The organism is Streptomyces sp. NPDC045021, from assembly GCF_056432645.1.
This window is the reverse complement of sequence record NZ_JBWKIQ010000008.1, coordinates 42,871-54,702: the sequence shown is the minus strand read 5'-3', so window position 1 is coordinate 54,702 and position 11,832 is coordinate 42,871. Positions and strand designations below refer to the sequence as shown.

At 70.1% G+C, this 11,832-nt stretch carries 10 protein-coding genes and 4 tRNA genes; 7 read left to right on the top strand and 7 right to left on the bottom strand.

Annotated features, from left to right (window positions below; genetic code table 11):
- The first annotated feature begins 8 nt into the window (after positions 1-8).
- Positions 9-1,109, top strand: coding sequence for a winged helix DNA-binding domain-containing protein (locus AC07DC_RS23835; RefSeq protein WP_478916478.1), 1,101 nt, complete (start codon positions 9-11; stop codon positions 1,107-1,109).
- Positions 1,110-1,130: 21 nt separating this feature from the next.
- Here the strand turns inward: AC07DC_RS23835 and AC07DC_RS23830 are convergent, their stop codons facing one another.
- From AC07DC_RS23830 to AC07DC_RS23810, 5 genes are all read right to left on the bottom strand, one after another.
- A complete protein-coding gene (locus tag AC07DC_RS23830; protein ID WP_478916772.1) occupies positions 1,131-2,534 on the bottom strand; it encodes a cellulose binding domain-containing protein in 1,404 nt (467 codons plus the stop codon).
- Positions 2,535-2,871: 337 nt separating this feature from the next.
- The gene (locus tag AC07DC_RS23825) at positions 2,872-4,377 is read right to left on the bottom strand and encodes a beta-N-acetylhexosaminidase (RefSeq protein WP_478916477.1); all 1,506 of its coding nucleotides are present in this window, start codon (positions 4,375-4,377) and stop codon (positions 2,872-2,874) included.
- Between the two features lie 65 nt (positions 4,378-4,442).
- Complete coding sequence (locus AC07DC_RS23820; RefSeq protein WP_478916476.1) at positions 4,443-5,273, bottom strand: carbohydrate ABC transporter permease; 831 nt, start codon at positions 5,271-5,273, stop codon at positions 4,443-4,445.
- Positions 5,270-6,250, bottom strand: coding sequence for a carbohydrate ABC transporter permease (locus tag AC07DC_RS23815; protein ID WP_478916475.1), 981 nt, complete (start codon positions 6,248-6,250; stop codon positions 5,270-5,272). Before AC07DC_RS23815 ends, AC07DC_RS23820 begins: the two co-directional genes overlap by 4 nt.
- 30 nt (positions 6,251-6,280) lie before the next feature.
- The gene (locus AC07DC_RS23810) at positions 6,281-7,555 is read right to left on the bottom strand and encodes an extracellular solute-binding protein (protein ID WP_478916474.1); all 1,275 of its coding nucleotides are present in this window, start codon (positions 7,553-7,555) and stop codon (positions 6,281-6,283) included.
- Positions 7,556-7,853: 298 nt separating this feature from the next.
- Between AC07DC_RS23810 and AC07DC_RS23805 the strand changes: the two genes are divergently transcribed.
- Complete coding sequence (locus AC07DC_RS23805; RefSeq protein ID WP_478916473.1) at positions 7,854-8,696, top strand: GntR family transcriptional regulator; 843 nt, start codon at positions 7,854-7,856, stop codon at positions 8,694-8,696.
- Between the two features lie 75 nt (positions 8,697-8,771).
- Here AC07DC_RS23805 and AC07DC_RS23800 read toward each other — a convergent pair whose 3' ends face one another.
- The gene (locus AC07DC_RS23800; RefSeq protein ID WP_478916472.1) at positions 8,772-9,905 is read right to left on the bottom strand and encodes an FAD-dependent oxidoreductase; all 1,134 of its coding nucleotides are present in this window, start codon (positions 9,903-9,905) and stop codon (positions 8,772-8,774) included.
- A gap of 107 nt (positions 9,906-10,012) precedes the next feature.
- Between AC07DC_RS23800 and AC07DC_RS23795 the strand changes: the two genes are divergently transcribed.
- The 5 genes from AC07DC_RS23795 (at position 10,013) to AC07DC_RS23775 (ending at position 11,196) form a co-directional block, all read left to right on the top strand.
- Positions 10,013-10,600, top strand: a complete 588-nt coding sequence (locus AC07DC_RS23795) for a TetR/AcrR family transcriptional regulator (RefSeq protein WP_478916471.1) — start codon at positions 10,013-10,015, stop codon at positions 10,598-10,600.
- Between the two features lie 240 nt (positions 10,601-10,840).
- A tRNA-Gln gene (locus AC07DC_RS23790) sits at positions 10,841-10,913 on the top strand.
- Between the two features lie 3 nt (positions 10,914-10,916).
- A tRNA-Ser gene (locus AC07DC_RS23785) sits at positions 10,917-11,001 on the top strand.
- 19 nt (positions 11,002-11,020) lie between these two features.
- Positions 11,021-11,112: transfer RNA gene (locus AC07DC_RS23780), tRNA-Ser, on the top strand.
- A gap of 4 nt (positions 11,113-11,116) precedes the next feature.
- A tRNA-Tyr gene (locus tag AC07DC_RS23775) sits at positions 11,117-11,196 on the top strand.
- A 57-nt stretch (positions 11,197-11,253) separates the two neighbouring features.
- On the opposite strand, the gene AC07DC_RS23770 is transcribed toward AC07DC_RS23775, so the two are convergent.
- Positions 11,254-11,715, bottom strand: coding sequence for a hypothetical protein (locus tag AC07DC_RS23770; RefSeq protein WP_478916470.1), 462 nt, complete (start codon positions 11,713-11,715; stop codon positions 11,254-11,256).
- Positions 11,716-11,832 lie beyond the last annotated feature (117 nt).

The window sequence follows — 11,832 nt, the reverse complement described above, 5'->3', positions numbered from 1 at the left end:
TAGGCGTCATGCCGACCTCGACGCTGGACCGCCGCTCGCTCAACCGCGCTCTGTTGGAGCGTCAGTTGCTCCTGGACCGGGGCGACATGCCCGCGATCGAAGTGATCGAGCGGCTGCTCGGCATGCAGTCACAGGCTCCCGCCGCGCCCTATGTCGGCCTGTGGACGCGGCTGCGGGACTTCCACTTCGACGAGCTGGCACAGCTGATGAAGGACCGTCAGGTCGTGCGGCTGACCCTGATGCGCGGCACCGTGCACCTGGTGAGCGCCGCCGACGCGCTCCAGTTGCGGCCGCTGGTGCAGCCGGCGCTCGACCAGTTCGCGAAGAGTGCCACCTGGGCCCCGGGGGCCCGCGGGGTGGACCGGGAGGAGCTGCTCGCGGTCGGCTGGGAACTGCTGGCCGAGCGCCCGCTCAACCCCCGTGAGCTGCGCGAAGGACTCGCCCCGCGCTTTCCGGACGCCGACCCCGATGCGCTGGAGAAGACGCTGCGCACCTTGGCGCCACTGGTGCAGTTGCCGCCGCGTGGCCTGTGGGGACAGGGCGGTCGGCCCATTTACGCGGGGGTCGAGGAATGGCTCGGCGCGCCGCTCGCCGTCCCGGATCCGGCGCGGATGGTCGAGCGCTACCTCGCGGCCTTCGGCCCCGCGAGCGTCGCCGACATCCAGAAGTGGTCGGGCCTGACCCGGCTGCGCCAGGTCGTCGACGGCCTGGACCTCGTCAGGTATCTCGACGAGAACGGGCGGCAGCTGTACGACAACCCCGGCGGGACTCTGCCGGACCGGGACACCCCGGTCCCGGCGCGGTTCATCGCCGAATTCGACAACCTGCTGCTGTCGCACGCCGACCGCTCCCGGATCCTCCCCGAGGAGCACCGCGCCGCGGTGATGTCGATCAACGGGATCGTGAGTGGCACGATCCTGGTCGACGGCTTCGTCGGCGGCACCTGGCGGTTCGATCGTACGAAGGCCGGCGCGGCGGTGTGCGTCACGCCCTTCGCGCCGCTGACGGCCGGCGACCGCGACGCCCTCATGCGGGAGGGCGCGCGGCTGCTGGCCGTCAGCGATCCGTCGGCGGAGAGCCACGAGGTCCGGATCGGACCTGTGAGCTGACAGCGCCGCCGCTCCGGCGTCTCAGCTCGCCGGGACGGTGTCCACCTGGGTGACGTGCGCCGCCCGGTAGGCGGCCACCTGAGCCTGGACCTGGGCTGGGCTCAGCACCTGGTCCTTGGCGAAGTAGACGTAGTCGACCTTCTCGTTGTACGAGCGGGACGTGCTGCCGGTCTGTCCGGCGAGGTCGATGAGCCAGTGGTTGAAGTCGATGAACATCGGCGTCTCGGGCAGGTACGGCTCGCCGTGCGTCGCGAACAGCTGCCCGTCGATGTAGTACTTGATGTTCGTGTTGTCGACGGTGACGATCAGGTCGTGCCAGCCGTCGTAGCTCTGCCGGCTCTCGGTGTGGGTGTTGACCGCGTTCCAGGGATCGTTCTGGTACGTCTCCCAGGACGTGGTGTACATGATGTTGCCGGTCTCGCCCCAGCCGCCGTTGGGCAGGTACTCGAAGTCCAGCTCCCCGTAGTCGGGGTCCATGTCGTGGGCGAGCGGCGTGAAGGAGAAGAACGTCTGGTTGACGTGGTCCCCGTCGGCGCCGGTGGCGGGCGTGTCGTTGAACTTGACGCGGGCGGCGTACGTCCCGTTGCGGAACTTGCGCGCGGTGGTCTGGATCTCGGTCTCTTTGGTGCCGGCCGCCGTCCCGTCGGTGGTCAGCTTGAGGTTCATGATGCTGTTGCCGTTCTCCGGCGCGAAGGTGACGTCCTGCGGCGACCAGGTGGCCCCGGGGACACCGGGTCCGCCCTGCCCGGACTTCACCGTCCAGCCGTGCTGCTGCACCAGGAGGTCGCTGCTGCTGGTGTAGTTGAAGTCGTCAAAGAGCGCCGGGCCGTTCTGGTTCGGCGGCGTGGTGGGGGGCGTCGTCGGCGGATCGGTCGGGGGCTGCGTCGGGTCGTTCCCGTCGGGCGCGGTGCCCCACAGGATCGTGCCGCCGCGCTGCACGGTGATCTTCGACCAGTCGGCGTACGACGTCTGGGCGCCGTTGAACGAGTAGTCGTCGCTCTGCCGGAGCGTCGCCCAGGTGGACCGGTAGAACCGCAGCTGCATGTCGCTGGTGTCGGCGCCGGGCGCGAGCGAGCCGGCGCCCGCGGTGAAGCCGATCTCCAGATAGCGGTCGGCGGTGGCGGTGGGGTGCGCCAGATTGCCGAACGTGCCGGTGATGTTGGCACAGCCCCGCACCGCCCACGAGCAGGCGAAACGGTACGAGGAGTCGGCGGTGTCGGCCTTGAAGTAGTAGCGCACCGTGAGACCGCTGAGCGGCACGGTCGTGCTGCCGGTGTTGGTGACCTTCAGCCACGGTTCTGACTGGTCGGCGGTGGCCCCGGTCGCGCTGGTGCGGTACTGCGCGCTGAGCGAGTCCTGGGCGGCCGAGGCGGGCATGGCCGTCAGCGCGGCGCAGGCGAGCCCCGCGGAGGTGCACAGGGCCATCGCCGTTCGCACGCGGACGGGTATACGTGATGTTGCGGACACGGTGAATCCCTCTCCAGGTGGGGGGTGTCGCAGGGGGAGGTGCCGGAAGGAACTACTGCTGGTGCGACGGGCGGGTGGTACTCGGTGGAACATCTGTGGGGGCGGTGCCGGGACGGATCCTGGCGGTGGCGGCCTAGTGCTCTGGCCGGAAAGGTTTGCCTGGTTCGCGGCGGCCGGCGCGGTGCATCGCAAGGCGGAGGATCGTCCTCGTACCGGGCGTACTCGGACGACTCCGACAACGCAGCGAGGTGCCGTGCCGGGCGTCGCGAACCGGTGAACCTTTCCGGTCAGAGCACTAGCAGCGGGTGCCGAGCGCCGCGAGCCGGGCCTCGTGGTGGCGCATGGCGGGGAGGAAGTCGGTGGTCCAGTCGCTGCGGGGGTTCCACGCGCTGTCGGCGAGCGCCGAGAGCCGGGGGAAGGCGAGGTACTCGACCTGCGCGGGCGTCGCGGCGAACTCGGTCCACAACTGCCCCTGCGTGCCCAGCACCCGGGCGGCCGCCGCCGGCTCCCAGTCCGGCGGCGCGGGATCGTTGCCGTGCACGGCCCGCAGGTCGACGACGGCGCCGGCCTGCCCGAAGGGCTCGCCCGGCCGGTCGGACTGCGGGTAGTCGAGATACGTGGAGCGGTACGGCGCCATCACCACGTCGTGGCCACGGCGGGCGGCGGCCAGCCCGTGGCCGGAGTCCCGCCACGGCATGACGGTGAACTCCCGCGGCAGTTCCCCGCCGTCCTCCGCCCAGCACACCGGCTTGCGGCCCTCCCGCAGCAGGAAGTCGCCGATCTGCCCGAGGAACCAGCCGTGCAGCGCCTTCGGCCCCGCCAGCCGCTCGGCCACGGCCCGCTGCCGCGCCCGCGGGCTGTTCTCCCACTCGACGGTGGGGCACTCGTCGCCGCCGACGTGGATGTACGGGGACGGAAAGACGTCCAGGACCTCGCCGAGCACCGTGCGGCAGAACTCCAGTACCTCGTCGTGCACGCCCAGGACGTTCTCGCACACCCCCCACTCGGTCCACACGTCCAGTTGCCTTCCTGGGACGTTCCCCAGGTGCGGATAGGCGGCGAGCGCCGCCCGCGCGTGGCCGGGCATCTCTATCTCGGGGACGACGGTGACACCGCGCTCGGCCGCGTAGCCGACGAGCGCGCGCAGTTGGGCGGCGGTGTAGACACCGCCGTGCGGGGTTTCGTCGTAGCTGGCGCTGCCGGCCCGGCCGGTCATGCTGCGGGCCCGGTGGCCGCCGGTCTCGGTCAGCAGCGGGTAGCCGGGGACCGGCATCCGCCAGCCCTGGTCGTCGGTGAGGTGCAGATGCAGGACGTTGAGCTTGTGGAAGGCGAGCAGGTCCACGAAGCGCCGCAGGAACGAGACGGGCTGGAAGTGCCGGGCGACATCGAGCATCGCCCCGCGCCAGCGGTGCCGCGGCACATCGGTGGCCTGGACGCACGGCAGCCGCCACGGCACCCCGACCACCGGCAGCGCCGACAGCGCCTCGGGCGGCAGCAGTTGCCGGATCGTCTGCACACCGTTCAGCAGCCCGGCGGGATTCGCCGCCCGCAGCAGGATCGCGTCCGGGCCGACGGTCAGCCCGTAGCCCTCCGCACCCAGCCCGCCGAGCTGCGGGTCGAGGGCGAGGATGACGTTGCCGTCGGCGGAGGTCGGGAGCGGGAGTCCGGTGGCCGGGCCGAGCAGGGTGCGCAGCAGCCGGGCGGCGCCCTCCGCGCCGTCGGTGGCGCGGACGGTCGTGGTGGCGGTGAAGGTGAAGTGGCCCGGAATACGGACCAGATGGCTGGGATGGGGAATGATCACAGGTCGGCCTCCAGGCCCGGACGGGAATCGGGGCAGCCCTCGCAGCTCGTGTCCCGCATGACGCGTCACCCCTTGACCGCGCCGGCGGTCATCCCGGAGGTGACCCGGTTCTGCAGGACGAGGAAGACCAGCAGGACGGGGAGCATGAAGAGCGACGAGGCGGCCATGGTGGCGCCCCAGTCGGTGCCGAAGACATTGCTGAACGAGGAGAGCCACACCGGCAGCGTCCTGGCGTCCTGGTTCTTGATGATCAGCGTGTTGGCGAACGCGAACTCGTTCCAGGCAGTGATGAACCCGAACAGCGACGTGGACAGCAGCCCGGGGGCGAGCAGTGGGAACGTGACCCGGCGGAACGCCTGCGGCCGGGTACAGCCGTCCACCAGGGCCGCTTCCTCCAGTTCCACCGGGATCGCGGCGAGGAACCCGCGCAGCGTCACGATGGTGAACGGCAGCGTGGTCATGAAATAGACCAGGGTGAGCATCGACAGCTTGTCGAGCATGTCGGTGTCCCGGGCGATGACATACATCGGGATCAGCAGCGCCTCCCAGGGCGCCATCTGCGCGGTGAAGACCATCAGGATGAACGCCCGCCTGCCGCGCCAGCGCATCCGGCCGACCGCGAAGGCGGCCAGCAGAGCGACGACCAGGGAGAGCAGGACCGCGCCGAGGGTGACGGTGAGGCTGTTGCGCCAGAAGGTGCCGAAGCCGTCGGCGTGCACGGCGGTGGAGAAGTGGTCGAGGGTGAGGTGCCGGGGCCAGAAGGAGGGGGTGTCGGCCTGGATGTCCACGGTCGGCTTGAAGGCGGTCAGCACCATCCAGTAGACGGGGAAGACCGACACCGCCACGACGAACAGCGCGGCGAGGTTGATCGGAACCTTGCGCAGCGACCGGGTCACAGGGCCTCTCCCTCCTGCTGGAACATCCGGCGCAGATTGAAGACGAGCGCCACGAGCAGGATCAGTACGGTGAGCGTGGAGACCGCCGAGCCGACGTCGTACTTGTGGAGCGACTGCGCGATCTGGAAGGCGTAGACGGGCAGGGTGGTGGTGGCCCCGTTCGGGCCGCCGGCGCTGATCACCCAGATCTGGGCGAAGCACTTGAAGCACCAGATCACTTCGAGCGAGGTGATCAGGGCGAAGAGCTGCCGCAGCATGGGGAAGGTGACGTGGCGGAAGACCTGGAAGCCGCCGGCGCCGTCCAGCCGGGCAGACTCGTACAGCTCGGCGGAGATCGTGGTGAGCCCGCCGTAGAGGGTCAGCGCGGCGAAGGGCACCGACTGCCAGACGACCAGGGTGACCAGGATGAAGAAGGTCGAGTTCCCGTCGGCGAACCAGGAGTAGTCGCGGTACGAGTCGAATCCGAGCTCCACCAGCACCCAGTTGACCACTCCGAAGCGGGACTGGAAGAGCCACTGGAAGATGGTGGTGGCGGCGATCACCGGGGTCGCCCAGGTCAGGACGAGCGCGCTCATCACGGCCAGCCGCATCCGCTTGCCGAGCCGCGCCAGCATCAGCGCGACCAGGGTGCCGATCACCATGATGAGTACGACGTTGAGCGCGGTCCACCACAGGGTGCGGCGTACCACCGTCCAGAACTCGGGGTCGTTCAGCACCTCCGAGTAGTTGTCGAATCCTACGAACGCGGCGCCGCCGCGGATCAGTTCGCCCAGCCGGAAGTGCTGGAAGGACATCACGGTGTTGCGGATCAGCGGGTAGAGCAGGAGGAAGGCCGTGCCCACCACGGTGGGAGCGATCAACAGGTACGGCCAGAGGTTGCCGAGCAGCGGCCGCCGGCGGCGGCGCGGCGCCGGGGGCGGATCCACGAGGGCCTGTTGAGGGGGGCGCCGACGGGCGGCGGGGGGTGCAGCGGGCACGGCACTTCTCCTGTTCAGGGAGCGGTCGTTTCAGGAAGCGGTGTTGAGGGCCTTGGTGATGGCTTCGGACGCGGTACGGGCGGCCGCGGCCGGGTCCGCTCCGGTGAGGTACTGCGTCATGTACTGCTTGATGGGGTTGTTCGCCTCGACGGCCGCCCAGTTGGGGGAGTTCGGGGTGCCGTGGCCGTTGGCCGCGCCGACCGCCATCACCGCGCCGCCCTCGTTGCCCGCCAGCACACCGGCCAGCGACGTCCTGTTGGGGACGTAGCTCATCTCCTTGGCCATGTCCGTCTGCCACTTCTCGCCGGCCAGCGCCTTGACGACCTCGTAGGCCGCGTCCTGATGCTGCGAGGCCTCCGGGATGACGAGGTCGGAGCCGCCGGTGAAGACCGCGCCGGGCTTGTCGGCCGTCTTGCCGGGGATCGGGAAGAAGCCGATCTTGTCCTTCATCGCCGGGTTGGCCTTGATGATCGCGGCCGCGCCACCGGGGACGGAGATGATCTGCGCGCTCTTGCCCTTGGCGAAGACCTCCGCCTGGAGCGGCTTGGCCTCGTCGGAGTCCTTCGGACCCTTGCCCAGGGCCTGGAGCTTCCTGTAGAACGCCATCCCGGCCTGCGCCTGGGGCGTGTCGAGGGTGCCCTTCCACTTGTCGCCGTCCTTGACGGCGAACTCACCGCCCTCGTCCCAGACGAAGCCGGCCAGCGCGTACCAGGTCTGCCCCGTCAGATAGATCCCGTCGTTGCCACCGGTGTTGAGCTTGGTGGTGTCGGCGATCCACTCGTCACGGGTCTTGGGCGGGGTGGTGATGCCGGCCTGGGTGAAGAGGTCCTTGTTGTAGACCACCACACGGTTGGCGGCGTACCAGGGGATGCCGAACTGCTTGCCGTCGATCTTGCCGGGCTCGGCCAGGCCCGGTATCCAGTCCGCGCCCTTGAGGTCGGCGATCTTCGCGGTCAGATCCTTGACCCCGCCGCTGGCGGCGTACTGCGCGACCTGGGTGTTGCCGACCTCGATCACGTCCGGCGCGTCCTTGCTCGCCAGAGCACTGGTGATCTTCGCGCCGATGCCGTCCCACTCCTGGATCTGGATCTTCAGGGTGGTACCGGAGTGGGTCGCCTCGAAGTCGGTCTTGAACCGCTGGAGGAAGGGATCGGAAACGCTGCCCTTCATGATCCACACGGTGAGCTCGGCGGGGCTCTTGCCGTCGCCTGCGGTGGCCGACGAGTCGGAGGAGGAGCTACAGGCGCTCAGGCCGGCTACGGCGATCGCGAGTGCCGCGGTGCCTGCAAGGAGTCTGGTTCTCACGGGGTCTGTCACCTCGAATAGGAGCGGCGGAACTTACCACTTCACAACTGGTCTGGTGCTGGTTGGAGAAGGTGGCATAGACCAGTAGCGGCGTCAAGAGGTCTTGCAGGCAAAGGCCTGACCCCCGGATCCTCCGCTCCGGCGGCGTCCGGCAACATCCGGTGCGCCGACTCGCGGCGGACCGGCCTGGCGTACTGGTCAGGATCTGGATAGCCTTCGGAGGAGGAACTGGACAGGACGCAGACAGGACACAGCCGAACGCGACGGGGCGGACCCCGGACGGTACGAAGGAGTCAGCATGGGAAGCGAGTCGCCACGGTCGGCGCTCAAGCGCGAACGGGTGCGCGACTACCTGTTGGAGCTCGTCGAATCCCATGCGCCGGGCGACCCGATCCCCTCGGAGCGGACGCTGTGCGAGCAGCTGTCGGTCTCCCGTCCCACGCTGCGCTCCGCGGTCGACGAACTGGTCAACACCGGGCTGATCGTCCGCGAGCACGGGCGCGGGATGTTCGTCGCTCCCGCCAAGATCACCCAGGAGCTGGTGGCGGACGAGCACTCGTTCTCGCTGCCGAAGGCCGACGGCACCTGGTCCAGCCGGGTCCTGGAGCTGACCACCGTCCAGGCGGGTGCCCGGGTGGGCCGCAAGCTGCACATCTCACCGGCGGCCGAGATCACGTACATCGCCCGGCTCCGGCTCGTCGACGGCGAGCCGATGGCCATCGAGTACCTGCACGTGCCCGCCGCGCTGGTGCCGGGCCTGGTGCCGGCGGACATGGAGTCCGGGGACTTCTACCAGTTCCTGCGCGACAAGCACCGGGTGCGTATCCACGAGGCGGTCCAGTCCATCGAGCCGACCGTCACCAACGAGGTCGAGGCCCGGCTGCTCGGCGTGCCGCTGCTCTCCCCGGCCCTGCTCTTCGAGCGTCTGACCAAGGACGACACCGGCCGCCCGGTCGAGTACGTCCACTCGCTCTACCGCGGGGACCGCTACCGGATCGTCTCCCGGCTCGCCCTCGGAGAGGCCGGGGTCGCGGGGCCGGACGCGGCGGCCCGGCACCACCCCGGCATCCCGCCGGGCGATCTGGCGGGCCGGGGCGACGTCGCCTCCTCGATGGTGGGTGACGTACAGCCCGCGGTGTGAGCGGGGCGGTCGAGGGGGAGTCGGTGGATGCGGCAGCCGGCAGTCCGCAGCGGGCAGTCCGCATCCCGCCGCCGGTCAGCGGTAGTTGAGTTCGGCCAGTTCGGTGGTCAACCGGGTACGGAAGGCCGGGATGCGGCTGAGCACCGGCAGCGCCAGGTTGCGCACCGAACGGAGCACGCGGCTGCGGGTGGTGGCGATCCGGGTCATCCGGTCGGTGAAGGCCACGACCCGCTCGGCGACCGGGCGGCGCTGCGCCTCGTAGCCGTCCAGCCGGTCCTGCGCGATGGCCCGGCCGAGCGCGAAGGCGTCCTGGATGCCGGTGTTCATGCCCTGGCCGCCGGCCGGGCTGTGCACGTGCGCGGCGTCCCCGGCGAGCAGCAGCCGGCCGTTGCGGTAGGAGTCGGCGACCCGGTGGTGCACCCGGAAGCGTGAACTCCACACCAGCCCGGTGACCTTCGCCTGGCCGGGCGCGCGCTCGTCCAGGATGCGCTGGACGTACGCGGCGTCCGGCTCGCGGGGGGCGTCGGCGACGGTGGCGACCACGCGGTAACGGTCCTTCGGCAGCGGGGCGATGACGACCAGCCCGGCCGCGTGGAACTGCAGCGACACTTCGTCGCGGCCCGGCGCCCAGTCCATCGTCACATCGGCGAGCACGAACGACTGCTCGTACGCGCCGCCCTTGAAGCCGATGCCGGCCGCCTCGCGCACGACGCTGTGCATCCCGTCCGCGCCGACCGCGTACTCGGCGCGCAGCGTCTCGCCGGTGGCCATCGTCAGGGTCACCCCGTCCGCGTCCTGCTCGGCCTTGGCGACCTCGTACGGCCGGTGCACGTCGCCGCCGAGTTCGCGCAGCCGCTCCAGCAGCACCGCCTCGGTCTCGTACTGCGGCACCATCAGCGTGTACGGGTGCGGGGTGGGCAGCCCGCCGAAGTCCAGCGCGGCCAGCTGCCGGACACCGTCGCGGACCCGGAACCGGTCGATGACCAGGCCCCGTTCGATCAGGGCGGCGGAGGCTCCCAGCTCGTCCAGCACTTCGAGGGTGCGGGCGTGCACCACTCCGGCGCGGGAGGTGTTCGCGCCCTCGGCGAGCCGGTCCAGCAGAACGAAGTCGACTCCGGCCCCGGCCAGCGTGACGGCCAGCGCGAGGCCGGTCGGACCGGCGCCCACGATCGCGACCCGGGTGGTGGCGGGGAGTGCGGTGGCGTTCATGTGGTGCCCCCTTCGCAGTGATGCCAACGCTTGTTGGCCAACGTCTGTGGACATGATGCGCCGGAGGCGACTGGCTTGTCAACGCTTGTTGGCCTACGCTTGTTGACGTGACCGACACCGAGAAGCCGCGCCGCTCCGACCGGACGAAGACCGCCATCCTCACCGCCGCCCGCGAACACTTCGCCGGTCATGGCTACGAGCGCACCACCATCCGCGCGGTCGCCGCCGACGCGGGCATCGACCCCTCGATGGTGATGCGCTACTTCGGCAGCAAGGAGGGCCTCTTCGAAGCCGCCCTCACCATCGACCTGCGGCTGCCGGACCTGACCGCCGTGCCCTCCGCCGACCTGCCGCGCGCCCTGGTCCGCCACTTCCTGGACCGCTGGGAGGGCAACCCCACCGACGACGCGCTCCTCGTCCTGCTGCGCTCGGCCGTCACCAACGACCAGGCCGCCGCCCGCATGCGCGACATCTTCGCCCGGCAGGTGGCCCCCGCCCTCGCCCCGGCGCTGGCCCCCACGGGCCCCGACAATGCCCGCCGGGCGGGCCTCGTCTCCGCCCAACTCCTCGGCCTCGCCCTCACCCGCTACCTCCTGCGGCTGCCGGCCGTCGCCGCCCTCACCCCGGATGAGATCGAGACCGCCTACGCCCCGGCGATCGCGGCAGTGCTCGGCCAGGGACGGTCCGACGAATAACCCGTTGCCCCGGCCCTGCGGCGCCGGGCACAGTGGTGCCACCACCAACGAGGCGAGAGGGGAGCGCACGATGAACGTCCAGGCCGGTCTGTCACAGGCGTATCAGCCCTCCTCCAGTTCCAGTTCCCAGCAGGGGAGCCTCGGGCAGGCCACATAGCCACCGGCGACAGCTGTCGCCGAGCCGCCCGCGGGAATCCCCGCCAGGGCGGCTTTTTTGGCGCCGCCCGTCCTCTGTGTCCTTGCCGGATGGTGCAATTGGCAGCACGCCTGACTCTGCATCAGGAAGTCGAGGTTCGAAGTCCTCGTCCGGCAGCTTGGAGAGTTGGCCGAGTGGTAAGGCAGCGGCTTGCTAAGCCGTAGTCGGGTGCGAGCCCGCGCGCGTTCGATCCGCGCACTCTCCGCGTACGTCCTGCAGTTCATGGAGGAGCCAGCCGAAAGGTGGCGCCGGCCGCGGTCTCGAAAACCGTTGGGATGCGCAAGCATCCGTGTGGGTTCGACCCCCACCTCCTCCGCTCCGGGCGAACCGGGAATCGGTGATCCCAAGGGCCTGTAAAGCCCCCGCTTCGGCTGTGGAGGTTCGAATCCTCCTTCGCCCACCCGGAAGAACGCACGCCGCTGCGGCGCGCCACGGCCACCAGGCCGCCGGCGCGCCGTCAGCGTTTGATGCTGTGACCGCCGATGCCCATCAGCCGGCCGGGTCCGCGGACGCCGTCCTCGTACCACCAGAAGCTGAGGCCGACGGCGGCCACGATGAAGCCGCCGACCGAACCGAGGGCGAGGAGCCCCGTCACGCCCTCACCGGGCTCGCCGGGGTGCTCGCCGCCGAGGTGAGGGATCGCGAGCACCGAGACGAGCATCGAGGCGATGCCCGCCAGGGTGGTCAGCAGCCATGCCCAGCGCCGGGCCCTGGTCGCGGGGATGCTGAAGACCGTGTACGTCAGCGATGTGCGGCACGTCTCGCAGGCGAGAGTGCACGACTGGCAGCCCTTCGAGGGCCGCTCGACGGGGATCTCGAAGGTCGCCGGCCGGTGTTCCGTGTAGTTGCTGTGACGTTCCGACGAGAGCAGATGTGTGTACCGGGACTGGGGATATTGTCCTAATTGGCGCTTGCCCACCGCAGCTCCTTGACGTCTGGTACCGCGGGAACACAGTAAGCGCCAACATGCCTGTGGCATAGGGAAGTTGAGGATTGAAGCAGACGGCGGGCGAGGTATGGGCGGACACGCGAGGTA